General features: G+C 56.3%; 23 protein-coding genes. 21 read left to right on the top strand and 2 right to left on the bottom strand.

Annotation, left to right across the window (positions count from 1 at the left end):
- The first annotated feature begins 196 nt into the window (after positions 1–196).
- The 7 genes from nrdJ (at position 197) to A6764_RS15145 (ending at position 7,331) form a co-directional block, all read left to right on the top strand.
- Positions 197–2,395 carry a ribonucleoside-triphosphate reductase, adenosylcobalamin-dependent gene (gene nrdJ, locus A6764_RS15170; RefSeq protein ID WP_413541994.1) on the top strand — a complete coding sequence of 733 codons (2,199 nt, stop codon included), beginning with the start codon at positions 197–199 and terminating at the stop codon, positions 2,393–2,395.
- Positions 2,396–2,615: 220 nt separating this feature from the next.
- Positions 2,616–3,287 carry a PhoH family protein gene (locus A6764_RS15165; protein WP_065068365.1) on the top strand — a complete coding sequence of 224 codons (672 nt, stop codon included), beginning with the start codon at positions 2,616–2,618 and terminating at the stop codon, positions 3,285–3,287.
- Positions 3,288–3,409: 122 nt separating this feature from the next.
- Entirely contained in the window at positions 3,410–3,973 is a 564-nt protein-coding gene (dut, locus tag A6764_RS15160) for a dUTP diphosphatase (protein WP_065068406.1), read from the top strand.
- A 273-nt stretch (positions 3,974–4,246) separates the two neighbouring features.
- Entirely contained in the window at positions 4,247–5,068 is an 822-nt protein-coding gene (locus A6764_RS15155; RefSeq protein ID WP_065068366.1) for a thymidylate synthase, read from the top strand.
- A 52-nt stretch (positions 5,069–5,120) separates the two neighbouring features.
- A complete protein-coding gene (locus A6764_RS22445; RefSeq protein WP_413541957.1) occupies positions 5,121–5,471 on the top strand; it encodes a 3D domain-containing protein in 351 nt (116 codons plus the stop codon).
- 40 nt (positions 5,472–5,511) lie between these two features.
- The gene (locus A6764_RS15150; protein WP_065068367.1) at positions 5,512–6,756 is read left to right on the top strand and encodes a hypothetical protein; all 1,245 of its coding nucleotides are present in this window, start codon (positions 5,512–5,514) and stop codon (positions 6,754–6,756) included.
- Positions 6,756–7,331 (top strand): deoxynucleotide monophosphate kinase family protein, encoded by a 576-nt coding sequence (locus A6764_RS15145; protein WP_218059956.1) that lies wholly within the window; start codon positions 6,756–6,758, stop codon positions 7,329–7,331. The genes A6764_RS15150 and A6764_RS15145 overlap by 1 nt, the downstream gene beginning before the upstream one ends.
- A 114-nt stretch (positions 7,332–7,445) precedes the next feature.
- On the opposite strand, the gene A6764_RS15140 is transcribed toward A6764_RS15145, so the two are convergent.
- A complete protein-coding gene (locus A6764_RS15140; protein ID WP_065068368.1) occupies positions 7,446–7,799 on the bottom strand; it encodes a hypothetical protein in 354 nt (117 codons plus the stop codon).
- Between the two features lie 160 nt (positions 7,800–7,959).
- On the opposite strand from A6764_RS15140, the gene A6764_RS15135 reads away from it, so the two are divergent.
- Complete coding sequence (locus tag A6764_RS15135) at positions 7,960–8,397, top strand: sigma factor-like helix-turn-helix DNA-binding protein (RefSeq protein ID WP_065068369.1); 438 nt, start codon at positions 7,960–7,962, stop codon at positions 8,395–8,397.
- A 195-nt stretch (positions 8,398–8,592) separates the two neighbouring features.
- Entirely contained in the window at positions 8,593–9,144 is a 552-nt protein-coding gene (locus A6764_RS15130; RefSeq protein WP_065068370.1) for a hypothetical protein, read from the top strand.
- On the opposite strand, the gene A6764_RS15125 is transcribed toward A6764_RS15130, so the two are convergent.
- On the bottom strand, positions 9,101–9,310 hold the full coding sequence (locus A6764_RS15125; protein WP_083989952.1) for a helix-turn-helix domain-containing protein: 210 nt from the start codon (positions 9,308–9,310) through the stop codon (positions 9,101–9,103). The two genes, A6764_RS15130 and A6764_RS15125, sit on opposite strands and share 44 nt — an antisense overlap.
- Before the next feature lie 141 nt (positions 9,311–9,451).
- Between A6764_RS15125 and A6764_RS15120 the strand changes: the two genes are divergently transcribed.
- From A6764_RS15120 to A6764_RS15065, 12 genes are all read left to right on the top strand, one after another.
- Positions 9,452–10,099: a hypothetical protein gene (locus A6764_RS15120; protein WP_065068371.1), complete on the top strand. Its 648-nt coding sequence runs from the start codon at positions 9,452–9,454 to the stop codon at positions 10,097–10,099.
- 768 nt (positions 10,100–10,867) lie between these two features.
- Positions 10,868–11,224 carry a hypothetical protein gene (locus A6764_RS15115; RefSeq protein ID WP_065068372.1) on the top strand — a complete coding sequence of 119 codons (357 nt, stop codon included), beginning with the start codon at positions 10,868–10,870 and terminating at the stop codon, positions 11,222–11,224.
- Between the two features lie 615 nt (positions 11,225–11,839).
- Positions 11,840–12,574 (top strand): hypothetical protein, encoded by a 735-nt coding sequence (locus A6764_RS15110; RefSeq protein WP_255309815.1) that lies wholly within the window; start codon positions 11,840–11,842, stop codon positions 12,572–12,574.
- Between the two features lie 431 nt (positions 12,575–13,005).
- Positions 13,006–13,383 carry a phBC6A51 family helix-turn-helix protein gene (locus A6764_RS15105; protein WP_065068374.1) on the top strand — a complete coding sequence of 126 codons (378 nt, stop codon included), beginning with the start codon at positions 13,006–13,008 and terminating at the stop codon, positions 13,381–13,383.
- A 492-nt stretch (positions 13,384–13,875) separates the two neighbouring features.
- A complete protein-coding gene (gene terL / locus A6764_RS15100; RefSeq protein ID WP_319800787.1) occupies positions 13,876–15,672 on the top strand; it encodes a phage terminase large subunit in 1,797 nt (598 codons plus the stop codon).
- 24 nt (positions 15,673–15,696) lie between these two features.
- Positions 15,697–17,157 (top strand): phage portal protein, encoded by a 1,461-nt coding sequence (locus tag A6764_RS15095; protein WP_065068375.1) that lies wholly within the window; start codon positions 15,697–15,699, stop codon positions 17,155–17,157.
- Positions 17,157–17,993, top strand: coding sequence for a phage minor capsid protein (locus tag A6764_RS15090; protein ID WP_065068376.1), 837 nt, complete (start codon positions 17,157–17,159; stop codon positions 17,991–17,993). Before A6764_RS15095 ends, A6764_RS15090 begins: the two co-directional genes overlap by 1 nt.
- 77 nt (positions 17,994–18,070) lie before the next feature.
- Positions 18,071–18,691 carry a hypothetical protein gene (locus tag A6764_RS15085; protein ID WP_065068377.1) on the top strand — a complete coding sequence of 207 codons (621 nt, stop codon included), beginning with the start codon at positions 18,071–18,073 and terminating at the stop codon, positions 18,689–18,691.
- A gap of 57 nt (positions 18,692–18,748) precedes the next feature.
- Entirely contained in the window at positions 18,749–19,666 is a 918-nt protein-coding gene (locus tag A6764_RS15080) for a major capsid protein (RefSeq protein WP_065068378.1), read from the top strand.
- A 279-nt stretch (positions 19,667–19,945) separates the two neighbouring features.
- Entirely contained in the window at positions 19,946–20,335 is a 390-nt protein-coding gene (locus A6764_RS15075) for a hypothetical protein (RefSeq protein WP_065068379.1), read from the top strand.
- A gap of 127 nt (positions 20,336–20,462) precedes the next feature.
- Positions 20,463–20,705: a hypothetical protein gene (locus A6764_RS15070; RefSeq protein ID WP_255309816.1), complete on the top strand. Its 243-nt coding sequence runs from the start codon at positions 20,463–20,465 to the stop codon at positions 20,703–20,705.
- Positions 20,705–21,124, top strand: a complete 420-nt coding sequence (locus tag A6764_RS15065) for a hypothetical protein (RefSeq protein ID WP_065068381.1) — start codon at positions 20,705–20,707, stop codon at positions 21,122–21,124. Before A6764_RS15070 ends, A6764_RS15065 begins: the two co-directional genes overlap by 1 nt.
- Positions 21,125–21,402 lie beyond the last annotated feature (278 nt).

Genomic DNA, 21,402 nt, shown 5'->3' with positions numbered 1-21,402 from the left:
CAGGAGCTCACGGACATCAACCGGAGAATCGCGTTGTACGAACGTAGGCTTGCGCAGTTGACCGCGCAGCGTGACGAAATTAGGCGTGCGATTAACGAGTTAGAACGTGATATAGCGAAAAGGAGCGGTGGAATTGACGAATACCCGACTACTGACCGATGAATTTATCGTGAAATACCCGGATGCACCCGCGCACATGAACGAGTTGGCGACGTTTGTGTTCTACCGGACGTACTCGCGTTGGCTGCCGGATAAAGGGCGGCGAGAAACGTGGAAAGAAACGTGTCGTCGCGCGGTCGAGTATAACGTTGGGTTGGCCGCCAAGCATTACGAGAAAATCGGGTACGCCGTGCCGTGGGACGAATTGCGTGCGGAGGCCGAGGCGCTGTTCGATAACATGTTCAACCTGCGCCAGTTCCTGAGCGGCCGTACACTCTGGGTGGGTGGTGCGGAAGGCGGCGTCGCGGATAAGTACCCTCTCGCGAACTTCAACTGCTCGTTCCTCAACATCCGTTCATGGTCGGACCTTGGCGACCTGTTCTATCTCCTGCTCGTCGGCACCGGCGTCGGATTCAAATGTACACGCAAAATGGCCGCCAACCTCGCGCCAATCCGCACGAACGTGACGCTCATTAACGCGCCATACGAGCCTGTTCCGGTCCACCAACGCCTGGAACGGACGCGCATTACGGAGCTGGACAATGGGTACGCGAAAATCTACGTCGGCGACTCGAAAGAGGGCTGGGTCGAGGCGCTGCGCTACTACTTCGCCGTCCTGACGGAACCGCGTTATGAACACGTCCATACCGTAAAAATCTCGTACAACAGCGTGCGCCCGAAAGGCGAGCGGCTGAAAACGTTCGGGGGCACCGCGTCAGGCCACGAACCACTCGCGGAAATGTTTACAGGGATCGACCGCGTACTGAAGAATCAGCTCGACCCGTCACTGGAGCCGTTGGAGCAGGTTTACAAATACGCTGGAGCATTCCGGATTCCAACAGAATATCGTCGCGTTCGTCCGATTCACGTTTTGGACATCGGAAACCTCATCGGCGCGAACGTAGTGGTCGGTGGCGTCCGCCGAACCGCCGAAATCTTCCTGTTTGACGCGGACGATTACGAGTGTCTGCTCGCCAAGTACGGAATCAACGGGATTTGGACGGAGGAGCAACTCGCGCAACACCGGAAGGTTCGCGCCATGTTGGAGGCGCGCGGTATCTGTCCGCAATGGATGTACGAGATCGACAAGATCGGAGACGGTCGTTTCGGATTGGATCACCGTCGCATGTCGAACAACTCTATCGCGTTCGAGACGAAGCCGAGCCGCGAGTTCCTCAACCTCGTGTTCGAGATCATGCAGCTTGAAGGGGAGCCGGGATTCATCAACCTGGAGGAAGCGCGTAGACGGAGGCCAAATGCTGAGGGCCTAAATCCCTGTGCCGAAATTTTGCTAGATTCCTACGGGGTTTGTAACCTGACAACTGTTAACGTGACGCGATTCGTCAACGAGAACGGTCTGGATATTCGCGGTTTAATGGAGGCACAAGCCATGTCCGCCCGTGCTGGTCTGCGCATGACTCTCGTGACGCTGGAATTGCCGCACTGGGATGTGGTGCAACAACGGGACCGACTGCTTGGTACGTCGCTGACCGGCTGGAAAGATGCGATGGCAGCACTTGGGTACGATAAAAGACGAGAGCGGGGCCTGCTGGCGCAATTAGGCGAGATAGCGCGTGTGGCCGCCGAAAGCTACGCGAAAGAACTCCGCGTCAGCGCGCCGCTCCTCGTAACCACCGTCAAGCCCGAAGGCACGTTGTCGCAGGTCGCGGGCGGCGTATCGTCCGGCCTCCACTGGTCGCACTCGCCGTACTACATCCGCCGTATCCGCATAAACGCGGCCGACCCGTTGGCCCGCGCCGTCATCGACCTCGGATGGCCGGTACATCCCGAAGTCGGCACGCCAGGTGAAACCGAAGAGGAACGGATGGCGAACGCGCGAACGCTCGTCATTGACTTCCCAGTGGCGTCCGGCGCGACGCGAACGAAAGATGACGTGAGCGCTGCGGAACAGTTCGAGACGTACTTCCGGTTCCAGCGGTACTATACCGAGCACAACTCGTCGAACACGATTACTGTGCGCCCACATGAATGGCCGGAGGTCGAACGGGTCGTGTACGAGAATTGGGACGATTTCGTGGGCGTATCGTTCCTAGCGCTCGATGGCGGAACGTATCAGCTCGCGCCATATGAGGCGATCACGCGCGAACAGTACGAGGCGCTGAAAGCGAGGATGAAGCCGTTCGATCCTGCGGTGTTGCAGCGGTATGAGACGGACGGGCAATCGGAACTTGACGCGAATGACGATTGTGCTACGGGCGCTTGCCCGATACGCTAACGGAGCGCCCCGCGCGCTCCTACCGGCTCCGGCCGTAATTAAAACGGAGGTGGCAATGTGAAGGTCATCCTTTGGTTCTTCGCGATATTTTGGTTCAGCGTTTTCGCAGCATTTCAATTCGGTTACACCCCGACACCTTGGACGATCGGAATTGCGCTGCTTCAATCCGCACTCCTCTTCGTGACCCAAGCGTTAGACACACGATAAAGGAGGCGCGCCCATGCCGTTACCACGCGATCACATCTTTTTCGGACTCGGCCCGAAATTGACCGATGAGCAGCGCGAATACGTCGATTCGATCTTTGACCGCCAGCTCACGATATGTAACGCGAAGGCCGGGACCGGCAAAACGACCCTCGCCGTGGCCGCCGCGAAACTCATCGGTAAACCGTTACTGTACGTGTTCAACCCGACGGAAGAACGCCGCATGGGCTACCGTCCGGGCACGCAAGAGGAGAAGGAGTCCGCGTACGTCGTACCGTTAATGGACGCTCTCCTCGCGATCAACGAGAATCCAGCGCAGGCAATCGTTGGTCACCCGCAGCAACAAGGCGGCTCCGGCAAGAAGTACGCAGCCGATCACGCGTGGGTCACCGCAAAGTCCCACGTATTCGCTCGCGGCACGAACATTCGCGGCATGACCGTGATAGTGGACGAAGCTCAAAATTTCACACGGTCGGACTTGCGGAAAGTGCTGACGCGAATACACGATGATTGTACCGTGGTCCTTATCGGCCATACCGGACAATGCGATCTCGTCGGCAGCCGGTCGGGGTTCGCGGACTATATCAAGCATTTCCGTGATAAACCGTACGCAAAGGTGTGCGAGCTGACGCGGAACTTCCGCGGGCGGTTGGCGACGGATGCGGACGCGATAGAGGAGGCGAAGTGATGTCGTACGGACTAACGAGAGAACAGCGTGAGCTGATCGAGAAAATCCGAATGCCTGGCGAAAGCGACGACCGTTTTCGCCAACGCATAATAGCGGAAACCGAACGGAGGGAAAGCGAATCTATGCGAACTATCCCCGTAAAAATCAAACGGCTGCACCCGGACGCAGTGATCCCGCAATACGCAACGGCAGACGCGGCTGGCTTCGATCTCGTCGCGGTTGAGGACGTGATCATCGCGCCAGGGGAAACGGTGAAGGTCTGCACGGGCCTTGCGTTTGAACTGCCGCCTGGCTACGAGTTGCAAATCCGGCCGCGGTCTGGAATCAGCGCGAAGACGAAGTTGCGGGTCGCGAACGCACCGGGGACGGTGGATGCGGATTATCGCGGAGAGGTTTGCGTGTTGATCGATAATGTTGCGCCGGTAGAGTACGAAATCCAGCGCAATCCACGTTTACTCGAATACGAAAGCGTAGTTGTCAAAGACAAGTTCATTCGGGAAATTGATGGATCGGAGTTCGTGACCGACGGGTGGGTTACGAAAGGAACGTACATCATCCGTAAAGGAGAAAGGATCGCGCAGGGCGTTCTCACCGAAGTCCCACGGGCGGCCTTCGAAGTAGTCGACGAGTTGAGCGAGACGGAGCGCGGGGCCGGCGGGTTTGGGAGCACGGGAACAGCCGTGTAAAAGGGAAAAGGCTGCCGTTAGGACAGCAGCCATATTCCGACCCACGGTACAATCTGCGCGACTGTCCGCAGGAACGCGGGTGTGATGTTGATATTGATCTTCATCACAAATCCCTCCTTTCACAATAGACTCACACTCTCACCACCATGTCCCTTTCAGTCATTTGCCCCTCTGGTTTAGGTTGGTTTGGTTTGTGAGCCCTTGAGAAAGGACTTGCTCATATTATACCACATAGACGAAACAATGGAAATTATTAGTTAGGAGGCGCGTTGGTTGCGACAATACCACGATCTTTGCCGACATATCCTCGAAAACGGCGTTGAAAAGTCCGACCGCACCGGAACCGGTACGTCGAGCATTTTCGGATACCAAATGCGCTTCGACCTGCGCGAAGGGTTCCCGTTACTCACCACGAAACGCCTCCACTGGCGCTCGATTGTCTACGAATTGCTCTGGTTCCTGCGCGGAGACACCAACGTCAAGTACCTCAACGACCACGGCGTAACGATCTGGAACGAGTGGGCGGACGAGTACGGTGATCTAGGGCCCGTCTACGGTAAGCAATGGAGAAAGTGGGATCGGTTCGATCTCGACCGGGTGTACGGTAATTATTCGCGAAAGCCGATCGACCAAATCGCGCAGGTCATTGAACAAATCCGCACGAACCCCGATAGCCGCCGCCTGCTCGTATCGGCCTGGAACGTCGGCGAGCTCCACGAAATGGCGCTGCCACCGTGTCACTTCGCGTTCCAATTCTACGTTGCGAGCGGACGCCTATCGTGCCAACTCTACCAACGGTCGGCCGACGTATTCCTCGGCGTTCCGTTCAATATCGCAAGCTACGCGCTTCTTACGCACATGGTCGCGCACGTAACCGGTCTCAAAGTCGGCGAGTTCATCCACACGTTAGGCGACGCGCACATCTACGCGAACCACATCGAACAAGTACGGACACAGCTCGAACGCGAACCACGCCAACTCCCGCAACTCGTAATCAAGCGCCAGGTAACGGACATTGACGATTTCACGTTCGAAGACTTCGAGATCGTCGGTTACGATCCGCACCCGCATATTCCCGGCAAAGTCGCAGTTTAAACGGTAACGAAAGGAGCGCGCAATCATCGCATCCATCACGCTAATCCACGCATTGCTCACCGCAATCTCAGTCGCTACGTCCGTACCATTCGCAGAAACGGAGTTATACGAAGTTACTGCGTACTCGGTTAGCGATGATTTCACGCCAGCCCACGGCATCACGGCATCTGGCGAGAGGGTCCGCGAGGGCGTAACCGCTGCCTGCCCGCCGGAGCTCCCGTTCGGCACGCGCGTCCATATCGAAGGCGTGGGCGAGCGCGTGTGCCAGGACCGTGGCGGCGCGATCAAAGGGCGGAGGGTGGACGTGTATATTGCGGACCGATCGGAGGCCTTACGGTTCGGGCGGCGGAAGTTGGGCGTAACGATTTGTGCGAAATCGGAACTCGCACGTTTAATACGGTAGAAGGCGCTTGACGCGCCGAAAAGAAAACGGGAGGGATACGATGAGCAACACAAACACAACGATTCTGACGGATGAAAACGGCGTGCAACGTGAATATCGTGAGGTCAGGCGGAAGGCGAACGTGGGGGAACGGATTAAAGTCGTAGATGACCGAAAAAGAGGCGATCACGACTTCGAATTAGGGGAGATACTTTATGTCATCCACGACAACCGGTGGCCTAACTCCAACCCGAATGGCGGCGTATCCGTGTCTGAGCACTTCCAGAAGGCCCGCAGTAAGTTCGAGGGTCGCGGGATTTACAACGACCGATACGTAGTACTTGAGCCGACCGACATTGTGATCATCGACGGCGTGCGGTATCGCGAAGAGAAACGAAAGGCGCGCGTGGGTGATCTGATCTATTATCCGGAAGATCAACGTTTCGCGGTGGTTATTGCCGATGAGGACGATCTAGCTAACGGTGATTGTACCTACTACTCGACCGCGATGAAGTACCCACACATTGTCCTCACGCCAATCAACGAGCCGCAAGCGCCAACGACTGTCGCCCCGCAGGTCATCAACGTCAATCTCACGATCACTGTCCAGCCGGGCGACGACGTGGCCCAGGCGGTCGCCGACGCGGTGAAACGCGAGTTGACGAAGTCTCAACGCCTATCATCCGCTGATCTATTCGTAAAGGCTGCGGAATCACTCGCGAACGAACCCGCACCGAAACCGAAGTCACCGCAACAACTCCGCGACGAGGTCGTGGAACGGGCGAAACGGGATGTAGCGGAGTTGGAACGAAGCTGGATTGCGAGCTGGCAATCAGCAAAAGGGGTCTCGTTCTGGCCGAAAGCGTGCGCAGAAAAAGGGCTAACACCAGTGCACTACGTTGAATACGTGGTCAACCGTGAAAAAAGAACCGTGGTAGCGTTGGTGAGGCGGATTCGCGGTAATGAAGTTGACTATCGCGGCATCGCCAAATGCGCGCCAGGCGGCGTATTCAACTCGCATATCGGCCGTGCCATTGCGTTGCGCCGAGCGTTAGGGCTTCCGGTGCCGACAGACTACGTCAATACGCCGCAGCCGACGGAGGTTCGCGTTGGGGATGTTGTTGAAACGGTCATCGGTGTATACACCGGAACGCGCGGTACAGTTGACGCCATTAAGCCGAGCGGCTTCGTGAGTGCTGATCGAGGCCTTACGTTTATAGACGAAAAGGGCAGTAGTCAGTGGCGATTTATCGATCGCGTAAAAGTTATCGACGACTCCCGCGAAGAAACGGAGGTGTCCGCCTAATGCCGATAAAACTCGCCCTCACCGGCCGGATGCGCTCCGGAAAGGACTCGGTTGCCGACTACCTCGCGCGCCAATACGGATTCGCCCGGTTCGCGTTCGGCGACGGCATCCGTAAGGTCTGCCGCGAGTTGTTCCCGGATCAATTCCGCGATAACCGCAATGGCTCCGCCAGGAAGCCCCGCGCGCTCCTGCAAGGCGTGGGGCAGGCGATGAGGGCGTTCGATGAGAGCGTTTGGATCAACGCGTGTATGCGCCACATACAAGACACGCGCGAATACCTCGTTTCCCCGATAAACGTCGTAATCACCGACCTCCGGCAGCCTAACGAGTACGAACGCCTCCGCGCGGAAGGCTTCGTCATCGTCCGCGTAAACGCCTCGGACGAAACGCGAATCCAACGCATGATCGACGCGGGCGACGCGTTCACGGCGGCCGACCTCGAGCACGAAACGGAGCGCCATATCGACACGTTCGCGGTCGACTACGAGATCGAGAACAACGGGAGCCTGGCGGAGCTGCACGCGAAGGTGGACGCGGTGATGGCGGAGATTATGGCGAAGGAGGCCGCCGAATGACCGGTTCTCGCGACGACCTCCGGTATTGGTACGAAATGGGCTACTTTTACGGGCGCAACGACGCGCTCGACGTCCGCCCGTATGACGCCAGGCTACCGCACGAGCGCGCTGATCTCACGGATTCAACAGGTCTTCGCGCCGAAACGCGTACCAATTGTTCACCCGCTCAATGTACACGTACCGACCCGGCTTGATATCTCGCTTCCGAATGAACGAACGGACGGACGCGTAGTACCGTTTCCCGTCGAAGGTGGCCGGAACCACCGTGTCGGGCACGTTGACCTCGCCCGGCCGCGCGATCCCGATGTTTCCGTTATCTTCGTCGTATCCGACGTGGCATTTGAACGATGCCCCTTCGGGTATGCCGAGTTTGGCGCGCATGGCTGCGTTCAAATAGAGGCGGCCGTGTTTATCAATAGTGATCGCGGGCTCTCCGCCCAATCTGAAATCGTGCGCAACAAACGCCATAAGAAGATCACACTCCGATCCGCATTATCTACCATTATACGCGGACGGACGGAGAGTATGCAAGGTTAACGAAAGGGGACGATTGATTGACGAATAGCATAACGCCACAACTCCGCTCAAGCGCAATAGGCGAGCGTTTGAGAACGGAGGCGAGCGCGTAATGGGCGTCTGCCGAGTAGACGTGGCGAAGCCTCATCGCGAACTAGCGGTCAGGTACGCGCTAAACGACCGGGAGGGCGTCGACGCGCTCCTCTCGGACGTTCACCGGTTGGGCGCGCGTCGGTTCGAACGCGGCGATTACGCGGCCTGTGACGTGTTGATCGATTTGGCGAGCGCAATAAAGGCGGCCGGACTGACACCACGCCAACGTGAGGCCTTGCGGTTGTATTACGTCGAGGATTTGACGTTAGAAGACGTGGGGGCCGCGATGGGGCTCACAAGCGGACGGAAGCGCGCGAGCCGGCTGGTGATTACCGGGTTGAACCGGATTGCGGCGGTGTTCGCGCGGTGGAATTACGGGGAGTTGACGCGGAACGAATTATGGGAACGGGAAACGAACGAAGGGGAGGGACCGAAAGATAACCGAGATTATGTATGAAAACGGAGACTATTGGGTACGTTCGACGAAACATCCTCGGAGTGGGAAAACGTATTACGAGGTTATCCGAAACGGAGCTACACACGGAATCGTCGTCGCAACTATCGGAGAGGGACCTGGCCCATATCTCGGCATAGAGCGAGCAACAAAGGAATGTGATCGTCGTACCGCCGCGACGAATAAGGAGGCTGCCGAATGAGTCGACGCAATAAACGAAAGTCTAACGAAACCACTACGAAACACTTCCGCGGTCATGCCGACTACAAATCCGCCTTTTCCGCGGCCGTCACCGAACTGGTTAACGGAGTGCGCGCCGGTTTGTTCCCGGACCGCACCGAACGGTCCCGCGCGATCGAGGCGCTCATCGACGAGTACATCGCGTCGACCGGCGAGTGCCCGGACCCTGCCGAATTGGAACGGTTGGCGAACACGGTGCTGCACGAGGAGTTGACGGACCAACGCCGAAATAAGCTGACCGCGCCAGAATACCCGTTTATGTCCGAGTGGCAGCTTGCCGTCCGACAGAACCGCGAGTACGACATCAAGCTAGCGGAAGAGATCGCGACGGATGGGCGGAGCCATAAACCGCCAACGCGAAGACACCGGACGGCGCGCGAGAACCGATTCGTCGACATGTACGCGAAGAGTAAGAACGCGGAGAGACGCAGGCAATATCGAAAGGATACCGCGCCGGGACATATCATTAGTTATCGTCTAAACGGAACAGATCGCCAGGAGCAACGTTGAGGTAATCGCAGAGTTTAGTGATCAGGTCGCGTGGGTAACGTTCCATTTCGTCGTTGTACATTTGGCGCACAGAATCGAAGCGGTAATCAATGTCTCGCGCGACCTTACGAATTGATAGATTGCGTGAGTCTATGATTTCTTTAAGTTTTGAACGAACTACGGGCATAGGGCGACCTCCTTTCGAGTTGATTTTAACACAGACACGGAAAACGTATCAAATATTTGTTGACACGTAAAGCGGGTCGTGTTATTCTAAAGACAACCAATCGACACACTAAAGGGGTCAAAAAGAACGGAGGTCGTCTGAATGAGAAGAACAAAGAAATCCGCGTACAATTGCATCGCCTACTTAGCGCTCAAAGTTAAGAACAGCGGAATCATCCAATCTCTCGCGGCTAAGTGTGAACGGGAAGGTGCTACACCCGAGATCGCCAAAATTCACTCCTCGCTTGTTTACTTTGTTGACGAATTCCCGTTGGATGGATTCGGTAAGTTCCCGAAATGTTGGACGGTTGCCAAGTACGATGACCTCTACCGCGAGTTATCCGAAGCATACGAAAATGCCGAAGCCGTTCTCGCGGAACAAACGGAGCTTCCCGACCTATCCGCGATGACCACCGTCGAAGCCATCGTTTGGTACACGCGAGAGGTCGCCCGTGTCTCTGCGATCAAACCGGGAACCCCCGGCCGCACTGAGCGGATGCAGGCACTCCTCGCGTGGAAACGCGCGCTAAACGAGCGGATCGACCTCGAACGCGAATACGCCGCCAAACTCCGCGAAATCTGCCGGTATGCCGGGTTCCGTAACGCGGGCAACTGGTTCGGCCTAACATACCGGTCCCTGCGGCACTCGCCAGACCAACGACTGCGGCGGGTGGCGCTCCGTAATGCTTGGCGCGATTTTGCGGAAGCGGGGCTAACGACAAGCCCGCGAAAATGTGACAACACGTTATAGACGCTGCAAGAGGACGGAACAGGCAGCCGCCAGACGCCGGACAGCTACGCGTTAGAGCGCCGTCCGGCCTTGCGGACTATTTTGCCCTTGAGGCTTCGCGAAAGTTTTGCCGTAAAGGCTTGCGCCGATGACTCCGGTACCTGCCGGATGAGGCGCGCCCTTAGCGGCCATAAAACTACCGTACCTTAGCGGAGGAATCCGCCGGTCACCTTTGATCCCGGCTTTCGCGCTATCAATGCCGCTTATCGAGAGCGTCGGCGCACCGGATTGGGGCGCGCCCCGGTCTTTTCACGACGCTTTCGCGCGGTTGAGCCGTCCGAAAACCGCGCACACACCGCACGTACGCGGACCAGGGCGGGTCCCGGCGCTCGACCCGGAATAGTACCCGCCGCGCTTAGTCGTGCGGAAATACGAACCCAAACGGAGGTACTCACGTATGAAAAAATTCGGCAAACTCGGTCTCATCGCATTCTTCGCCATTATCGCGGCCCTGTCCGTAGCATCCAGCGCGTTCGCTGACGGCGGCCCCGGTTGGTAATCGCGTAAGCTAACGGCTCGCTTCGGCGGGCCCCGGCGTTGGGATTCCGAATAAGCCGCGAGAGTAGAGCGGGTTACTGCCGATACGCCCGATCAGCGGCGACGGGCATGCGCACGTTTATAACGGCAAGCGTGCGTAATGCCTTTCGGAGTCCGAACGCTGGAAGATACGCAAGAGTCGTCCGAATCCGGGCGGCTTATTTTATTTTTACGAAAGGTAGGCGTTGTGACATGGCGGAAAATCCGCGCGAGTCGAACGGATACAAAGCGAAACTTTACGAGGGAGAACGCGTCATTCCTGCGCGCGAACTCGCAACTGGCGGGATTAGCGGAGAAGCGTTAGCGGAGATCATCGAGAGAGTCCGCGCGAAACCGGGCAGCGACCGTACGGCGATCACGTTCCGCCTCGACGTGGACGTATCGGACGCGCTAACGGGATTGAAGGCGCTCAGGCGCGAGGCTGACCGGGCGGTGGCCGCGTTGAAGGCGTTGGAGGCGGCGCTGGGTAGCGTGTCCTTGCGCCATGTTCGCGTTGGAGATTACGAGGAAACCGAGATACTTCCGTTGCGACCGGAGGTAAGCGAATAACCGAATAACGCAGGCTAAACGATGGCTCCCGACGGCGGTTTCGGGGGCCTTATTTAGGTTGCGTTGACGCTAAACGGGCGCTAGACATGCGCAGTCGAACGCGAGATATCCCCGACACTCGCTGCGCCCGTCGATTTAACAATAGTCGGGAAAATATCGCGAAGGGGAGCGAACTGGATGAGAGTTTCTTTTGATTGGCGGAATATCCTTTTGTGGGGCGTTGCATTCGGAACGGGAACAACGATGATTTGTCTCGGACCGGTAACGATATTCACCGAGAGGCCGGTTAAGGTCATTCGTAGAGGTGAACGCGAGTGAATCGTGAATACGGACCACACTCGCGCCAATCCATCCGTATCCTGCTCGAACATTTCGGTTATCGCGGAGAGTTCAACGTATATGAGGCCGCGGATAGAATCGTGGAATGGCTCCGGGGTCATTTCGTTAACGCCGATCGCGATGACGTGGTGCGACGAATATTATACGAGGTGAAAACGATTGAGTGAGCTACGCAAGCGAATGATGCGCGTTAGAAGCGGCGCACCAATCGGCAATATCGTTCCAATAGGTAATAACGGATACGGACGCGATGAGGCGGGCCGTATTTTTCGTTATATGACCGTTGAGCAAATCGAAGCGATCCGCCGGTGGAAGCAACTCGGAAAGGACACGCGGAAGTTCTCGTTCACCAACATGCGGAACATCCGCGAGATCACCGAGGGCCTATCGAGTAAATATTGCGGATACATCCTGCTCCTGCAGCCGCATATCCAGTACGAGACAAACGTATTGATCGCGGATGATTCGTCGGGCCGACCGGTCACAATCGATGACCTCGCGAAGATATGGAACGCGTCAAAACGGACGGCTCGTACGGTCATGGGCGAATTGGAGGCGCGGAGCATCGTATTTGACCTCGGAGGCCGGTTCGAGATCAACGACCGGTACCATTTTCGAAAAAAGGCGAGCGATGACGTTGACATGCTGATCAAGACGTTTTTTACCGCACTCAAACGGTTCAAGATGTCGGCGGCCGATTTCGGCTTCGTGTATAAGCTGCTCCCGTACGTCCACTATTCGACGAACGTGATTTGTTCGGACCCGTTCGCGGAGAATCCGGAGGACATCCGGTTCCTTAACGAAAAGCAGATCGCCGCGATCGTTGGGATGGCGGAGAGCAAAACGAAAGAGGCGCTCGCCCGGTTGAGGAAGGCGGGCATTGTCGGTGAATGGCGGAAGGGAGCGGACAAACGCGAGACGCTAACGGTGCTCAATCCGTACGTGTTTTATCGGAAGAATGGGCAGCCGGACGAAACGCTCCGGGCTCTGTTCGAGGCACATTCGTACTAGGGGCGTACAAAAATACGTCCCCTTTTTTGCACGATTTCGGGCAGATACGTCCCCTTTTTTGCACGCGATGCGAGGTGGGTTCCGCCTTACAGCCGCAAGGGATTCGGCGATTTTTCGAGGGCAAAACGGGTAAAATCGTTCTTTATCTTATACAACGTAAAGCTAACGCAGCCGAGGAGGAATCGGCTAACGCCGAGCGAGTTCGCCTGACGGCTCCTCGCCATCATCCCTTCTTCGCGAAGAAATATCATACATGAATGTCTTGCGCGGAGAAAGGCAGGGTAACCGAGGCGCGGAGCGTAGCGACGGGCCGACAGGCCGCAGCGTTAATCTTTTATCCTCGTTCTATTCACCCGCGAATACAAACGCGAAGGCTACCGCCTTCCACGGTGTATTCCCGTTATATCACGCAAAGGAGGCGTCACCAAACGATGGCGAAACGGTTGTCACCCGAACAGTACATCGCAATTGGATACCTCGCACAACCGCATAATGGCGGTAAGACAATCGCAGAGATCGCGAAAGAGTGCGGTGTATCGGAGCGTACGATCTACAACTGGAAGAACGACGAGACGTTCGAACGCGAGTTGATTGCGCAGATGAGGCGGAATGTCCGCGATATGATCCCGGCCGTAAATAAGGCGATGTTTGACGCGGCGATTGACGAGAGGAACGCGGCCGCAGCGAAACTGCTGTACCAGCAGGTCGGGCTGCTTACGGATAAGGTCGAGGTGGAAACGAAGGCTAGCGCAGATGTCCCGGACATTGACGAGTTGAAACGGATGGTCGCTGAAATGGACGCGGAATAGTGCGCTATTAATGTAGGGACGCGATAGGACGGTTGCGCTCCGTTTCATGCGCGGTCGATTTCGTCCGCTGCACGCCTCTGACGCGCGACCCCTCCGAAAATTTTCGAGCGGCCGCCTTCACCGTTGTATAAACGTTGCATAAACGGTCGATCACCGTGAAATCTACTTCGGTGGGGTATGTCGTAGAACCCGCGCCGTTATGCGGATGTATAAACGGTGCATAAACAAGGAAAACGGGTGACACGCGGAACCCGCGTCGTTACTGCGTTTGTGCGAACGCGGTGCGACCGAGGATAAATCTTATGTAAACAGCGTTATGCAACCGGATGAATAACGGAGTGGTTACGATTTGAGGAGGGGTACACCACCCCCGGCACCCCCTCTTCGGCCCGTCGACAGGCGCCGCTCAAATCCGCGCGTCAAAAATAAACTTTGAACTTTACCCCGCGAAAGCAGACGCAAGGCTACCGAAGCGCCTAATCGGTGGTCTTTTTGTGTTTTCGCAAGACCAACGGAAGGAGGACGAAAGGTATCGCTTGGGTCAACGGTAAATGGCTCGATAGACCAGCGCGCCAAGAATTGATCGATACGCTCCGGTTAGGCCGCGATAAGCTCCGCAAGAAACTCGATAAGGGCACGATTACCGCGGACGAAGCGGTACAACTCCGGTCCTGGCTCGTGGAGTTGAAGCGCCTCGAACGTATTCATCGCGCGGAGGTCGATCTCCTCTACTTCGCGTACGAATACTTTGGCGAAAAGTATAACCCGGACAATTCCGGCAACTGGATTCCGTGCGACATATCGGAAGCGCCCGAGTTCCACCACGAGTTATGCTCGATCATGGATACGGTCTCGACGCGCGAGGTTAACGCAAAGATCGCGTGGGCAGCTCCGCGTTCTCACGCGAAGTCCTCGTTCTTGTCGAAGGCGTTCCCGTTGCGAGAAATATGCTTCCGTAAGCGCCGGTATATCATCATCATATCCGAGACGCCATCGGTGGCAACCGCGAACCTCGATTGGCTCGCGAATCAGCTCAAGTCGAACGCGAAATTACGCGCGGACTTCGGCCCGTTGCTCCACCCGAAACAACAGGTGAACCCGAAGGATAATACGTCCGAATTCATCGCGTGGGAGGCGCGTGAAAACGACGAGCAGCGGTTGCTCACACTCGTACAAGCGGCATCTACCGGTCAGGCGTTGCGCGGACGGAACTGGAACGGGTATCGACCGGACTTGATCATCTGCGACGACCTTGAATCGAAGAAGAACACGAACACGGCCGAGCTCCGCCAGGAAATGCGCGACTGGTTTACGCAGACAGTAATGCCGCTCGGGGACCCGGCCGGAAAGAAAACCGCGATCGTGTTCATGGGTACGATGGTACACGCGGAATCACTGTTACGGTACGTGCTCGACCGCGCCGACTTTAAATCACGGCTGTTCAAAGCGTTAATAGACGAGCCAGAGCGTATGGACCTGTGGGAGAAGTGCCGCGACATCTATCTGAACGTGGACAATCCGAATCGCGCCGAAGATGCCGAGGCGTTCTATCTCGCGAACAAAGACGAGATGGACCGAGGTGCTCGCGTGCTCTGGCCGGACGTGCAGCCGTTGTGGAAGCTGATGAAATGGAAATGGGATAACGGCTCCAAGGCGTTCTCGACCGAGTATCAGAACACGCCGATTGACGAGGAATCGCAAATCTTTAACCCGGAGAAATTCCGGTATTACGACGAATCCGACTTGATCGACACAACCGGCCGCCCGTTGCCTCTCGATTTGTACGCGTTTTGGGACATAGCGTTCGGGAAGTCGAGCCGCGCGGACTATAACGCAGTCGTTACGGTTGGGCGCGATAGACGGACCGGTGTGATCTACGTATTGGACGCGTGGGCCAAACGGTGTCCGGCGCATGTCGCGCTAGAAGAGGCGGTCGATAAGATTAAATCGTTCGGCCACCGGATATTCGGCGTGGAAACGGTGCAGGCGCAGCACGACTTTTACCGTCAATTGCAGGAGAGACTCGCGAAAGAGCGGATATACGGCACGAAGTTGAAACCGATCGTCTCGCGCAAGAAAAAAGAAGAACGGATCGAAGCGTTGGAGCCGTTGGTCGAAAACGGCTTTTTGCGGTTTAACCGGAGTCATCGGCTGCTTCTCGAGCAAATGGAGCAGTTCCCCGGTGGCACGTACGACGACCTTCCTGATGCTCTCGCTGGCGCGGTAGAGTTGGCAGGCGGTGTCCGGCCGAAGCGTCGCGTGTTTTATACGAAACCTGACGGCATTTAACGACTTAAACGGAGGTGATGGCGTGTGTTCCAAATCGGCGAGTATTATCCGCCGTTAGAGCACGAGAAGCGGATCAATAGGTATCGCGCTAACAAAAAGCTCGTGCAGGGCTTCCATTACGACGTATTTGAACGCGTCCACAACCGATTATCGAAAACCCAACGGGATTTGATCTACGTGTCCGCGAACCTTCCAGGCGTTATCGCCAAGAAGAGCGCGGATTTTTTGTTCGGCGAAACCCCGACGATTACGGCCGGCAAGGAAAGCTCGCCAGAACAACGTGCGATCGAACGGATTATCGAAGAGAACGACCTCCACATCACGAACTATGAGGCGGCGCTCGGTAATTCGTACCGCGGGGACACGTTCTACAAGATCAAATGGGCGCAGACGTGGCGCGGTGCCTTACCGGAATCGATCGATCCGTTCCGAGTGATCATCGAGGCTCAAAACGCCTCGTACGTGTTTCCGGAAACGCTGCCGGGTAACTCGAAACAGATCATCGCGTACCACATCGCGGTACCGGTTCCGGTTGAAGATTCGAAAGGGCTAGAATGGATTCTAAAGGTGGAGTCGCACTATCCCGGCCGGATCGTGAACCGTGAGTACCGGATGCAGGCGATTCAGACCAATGTCGACAACGAGGTCGTCCTCTGGAAGATTTACGCGGAGATCGCGCCAGCCTTTAAGGTGACGGAAACTGGCGTCCCGTTCCCGTTGGTCGTTCACGTTCCGAACTTCGCGCTCGATGATTCGTGGGAAGGCATCGACGACCTTACCGAGCACCTTGCGTTGTTTGACGAAATCAATAACCGATTGAGTCAGATCGCGGTCATTCTCGACAAGCACGCGGACCCTGCCATCGCGGTTCCGTCCGGTGTGATCGAAACGGACGAGGACGGTAACGCGGTGTTCCGTGTGGGCTCGATGAAAGTGTTTGAGGTCGCCGATAAGAACGAGGTTATCCCGCAATACATCGTGTGGGACGGTCAACTTGAGGCCGCGTTCAAGGAGTTAGAGCGCTTGGTCGACTTACTTTTGACGGCGGCGGAGTTACCTGCGGTCGCACTCGGTAAGGATAACGCGGGTACTTCGGGAGCGTCCGGGCTGTCGATCAAGTGGCGGATGAACTCACTCCTCGCGAAGATCAACCGCAAGCGACAGTATTACGACAAAGGGCTTCGCAACGTCCTGTATATCGCGCAACTCCTTGAGCACGCACAATCGGGCGAGAAACTCGACTACACGCCTACATGGCCGAAAATCAACTTCAAAGATGGTCTGCCGGACGACGATCTCGAAATGGCGAATATCATGAGCATTCGTACCGGTGGCAAGCCGACGATTAGCCAGCGCACCGCGATTAAGCTGCTCGATGACCTGACCGACGAACAGGTCGAGGAGGAGTTGCAGCGCATTCAGAAGGAGGAGTCGTTCGCGGACCCCTCGATCTTTAACAAGGAGAGCGGAGGAGGCGGTGAATAATGCCGTTACCTCCCGACCCGACGTACGAGTACGAGATTAGCCGGTTGGTCGCGTACTATAAGCGGGCAATTGCCGATATTCTCCGTGAGTTAGAACGCTTGGACCTATCGGACATATCACGAGCAAACGTGCAAGCGGCGCTCGCTAGTATCGCGAAAATCCTCAAGGAGTTAGACGCTGATGCCACGGCATGGGTCGAGGAAAACGTACCCAAGGCGGCGCTCGACGGCGTTGCTCGCGCGATCCTCGCTATCGGCGTCGTTGATACGTTGGCCGAGGCGCAATCCATCGCGAGGTTTAACCGGTTGAACCAGAATCTTGTCGCGGCGGTCGTCGCGGATACACAAGCGGATTTGCTTGCCGTTACGAAAAACGTGAGCGGAAAAGTTCGTGCGGCGGTCCAATCGGCAGTCGCCGAATCTCTTCGCGCTAACTTGACGAAGGGAATTAGCGGTCGCCGTACGCTCAATCGCGATATTCTCACGAGTATGAAGCGGTCGCTCGGCGAATCGGTAAATACCGGTATTGTTGACGCGGCCGGCCGCCGGTGGAAGCCGGAAGTGTACGTTGATATGGTGTCGCGAACGAAAATGATGTACGCACACACGGAGGCAACGATAAACGAGGCGTTGGGGCGCGGTGTTCTGTACGGGCAAATTTCTCGTCACGGCGCGACGGACGCGTGCCGGAACTACGAGGGAAAGATCGTGAAGTTGACGCCGGACGCACCCGGTCCTTATCCGTATATCGGGGACCTCCGTGGTGGTCGCGACATCTTCCATCCGAACTGCCGCCATCTTGTGAATCCAATACGTAAGCCAGAAGGTGTCGAGTAATCTTGTCCTGGCGGATGACGTTAAAAGCCGCAAATTTTCGAGGCGTTGCTCGTTAAACACGAATTGGAGGTATTTCGATGTTCAAGCCGCTTAGTTTTCAATTCCCGGTGGATATTCAATACTTTGCGGAGGGTTCCGAACAAGGCGAAAGCCAACCGTCTGCGGAGACGAAAAATACCGAAACACAATCGGACACCACCGCCGATCAGCAATCCGACAAAAAGCCGGACGAGATTATGATTCCGAAATCTCGTTTCGACGAAGTAAACACAAAATTTAAGGACGTCCAAAAACAACTTGAGGAGCTCCTGAGAGAAAAACAAGAGCGCGAAAAGGCTGAGGCTGAAAAGCGCGGTGAGTTTGAAAAGCTGTACCAGGAGACTTCCAAACAGGCGGAGACGCTCAAACAGCAGGCCGAATCCCACGAAAAGCGGGTTCAGCAGTTAGAGAGTGTAATCCAACAGCTTCTTGATTCAAAACTTGAGGCCATTCCAGAAGAGTTTAGGGACTTGATCCCGAGCAACTTTACAGTGGAGCAAAAGCTCGAATGGATCGCGACCGCTGAGAAGAAAGGGCTGTTCGCGAAAAAACAGCAACAGCAAATTGGTGGCGACACAAACGCATCCGACAAACAGACGACGGACCTTAACTCTTTGTCCCCGATTCAGTTACTCAAGGCCGGTTACGGCTCTAAATAAGACGCCTTCTAAGGCGTCTTTTTATTTTCCATCAAACACTAAAGGAGAGATTTTTCAATGGCATTGACTCTTGTTGAAGCGTCTAAACTTTCTCAAGACACCCTGCAACGCGGCGTAATCGAAACATTCGCCCGCACTTCTTCTGTTCTGGAACTGTTGCCCTTTATGAACATCGCAGGTAACGCGTACGCCTACAACGTCGAGGGCACGCTGCCGGGCATCGGGTTCCGTGATGTAAATGAGGCGTACACGGAATCTACTGGCGTGATCAATCCGGCGTCCGAAAAGCTGTACATCGCCGGTGGCGACGTAGACGTTGACCGTTTCCTCGTCCAAACCCGCGGTAACATCAATGACATCCGCGCGATCCACACCGAAATGAAGGCGAAAGCCCTCGCGCTGGCTATTACAAATCAGTTCTTCAACGGTGACCAAGCGGTTGACCCGAAAGGTTTTGACGGTCTGAAAAAGCGCCTGACTGGTTCGCAAGTTATTTCCGCGAAGCCTGACGAGACTTCCGGGGCTGCCCTGACCATTACGATGCTGGATGAACTTATCGACGCCGTTGAAGGTGAACCGGATGTAATCTTCTGCTCGAAAGCTATGCGCCGCGAGATCAAGAAGGTAATCCAAAACCACAACGGTTACCAAGAGTCCTCCTATGACGCTTTCGGTCGTCCGGTAATGACTTACGGCGGTATCCCGATCCGCGTAATCGAAACCGACCAGCAAGGTAACGAAATTCTCCCGTTCAACGAAACGGTAGGTACCGACAATAACACCGCATCTATCTACGCCGTGAAGTTCGGTCCTGAGCAATACGTATCCGGCCTGCAAAACGGCGGCGTATCCGTGCGCGACCTGGGCGAGCTCGACAGCAAACCGGTATTCCGTACCCGTATCGAATGGTACTGCGGTATGGCCGTGTTCCATCCGCGCGCTGCTGCCCGCCTGAAAGGCGTTAAGAAATCCTAATGTCTGACTCTTGGGCGATCGGTTAACGGTCGCCCTCGTTTTCTAACGGAGGTGTTTGACGATTTATACGATTAAAACGCCTAATCCGAACTACAACGGCGTAACCGAAGGCGTCCCGTTCGTAAACGGAATAGCTCGCGTGGAGAGTGAGATCGTGCGGAACGTTCTCGTTAACAATTACGGATACATCGATGCGACTGAAAAACAAGAAAAAACGGAGGAACCCGCCCCTAAGCGCAAATCCTCCGGCAAATAAACGCCCGACGGAGGTGACCGCGAATGGCAGTGAATGTAACGGACGCAAACGCTTATATCGCGGAATGGGTCGTAGATAACGAGGATTGGACGGACGCGGACGATGCGAAAAAACAACGGATGCTGAACGTCGCCTCTCGTACGCTCTCCGTCAAGTACCCGACGTACGTGATACCGGACGCGGCCGTATACGAAACAGCGGCGGCGTTCGCGACCGCGTTCAACGACACGATGGTCCAGGCGCAGCGCGGCGTCCAATCGTTCTCGTTGTCCGGCGTCGCCTCGTTCAATTTCCGTGAGGCCGCACGCGATCTTGTCGATTTGATCCCGCAGACGGCGCTCGATCTGATCGCGGAGGAAAACCCGGACTTGCCGGGTCCGGCGAAACGGCGCGTGGGGTGGACGGTGCTATGACATGGCGTTAATTCCGTTGAAGAACACCGTTACGATCACGCCGGCGTCCGGAGGCACCGACGAATGGGATCGTCCGATTCCGGGAACGCCGTATCAATTGCGTTGTCGCATCCAGGAGGGCACGAAGTTGGTCCGGTCGGCAAGCGGTGCAGGCGGCGTCCACGGCGTCACCGCGCAAGAGGTCGTGTCGGTCGCGCAAATCTACTTCGATAAGATACCGGTCGATCCCGCGACGGGCCAAGCGCTCGGACTGACCGACACCATCACGTTCACCGACGAGACGGGAACGGTGCGAACCTATACGCCCATATCAATCGAGATCAAACGGGGGCTGAACGGTAAACCAATCCAGACGGTGGTGAATGTGTAGTGGCGCGCGAGTTCGAACTTGATCTGTCGAAGTTTATCCGCGACCTCAACGGCGCGACCGAGGCGATAGCGCGCGGGGCCAAACGGGGCCTCCACGATGCGCTCGACGACTGGCGGCGGGAGGCTACGGATATTGCGCCGTTAGACAAAGGGACGTTGCGGCGCGGAATCGATACGCGCATCGACGGCGAAGGTCTGGACCTGACCGGCGAAATCAGCGCGGTCGCTATCGAGGATTCCGGCAAGGGGCGGTTTAACTACGCGTACTACCTGCACGAAATCAAGGGTGAGATTAAGAATCCGACCACGCCCGGCACCGTCGCGAAGTTCCTCGACGAGCCCGCCAAACAACACGCGGACAAGTGGATGCGCGAGATCGAGGCGGAGATTAAACGCGAAGTTAAGAAACACGGATTCTAAGCGTGAGGTGAGCGGTTATGGCGCTACTTAACGAGTTGGCCTCCGTCGCCTCCTTCGTCGCGTCCGCCGTACCGGGCGCGTCCGTCAAATACGAAGTCCCAACGCAACCAACGAAAGACACGCTTGTCGTCCGCGTCCAGAACACGGATACGGCGTCGGAAACGGGCTACCATTACCGCGTTGAACGCACGTATCAGATCGTTGCGTATGGCGCGGACTCGCCCGCGTGCCTGACGAAAATGGACGCAATCACGCGCAAGGTTAACGATGGGGCAACG

The organism is Brevibacillus sp. WF146, from assembly GCF_001673705.2.
In the GTDB taxonomy this organism is placed as follows: domain Bacteria; phylum Bacillota; class Bacilli; order Brevibacillales; family Brevibacillaceae; genus Brevibacillus; species Brevibacillus thermoruber.
Note: the sequence above shows the minus strand (reverse complement) of the source record. Positions and strands in the feature narration are given on the sequence as shown.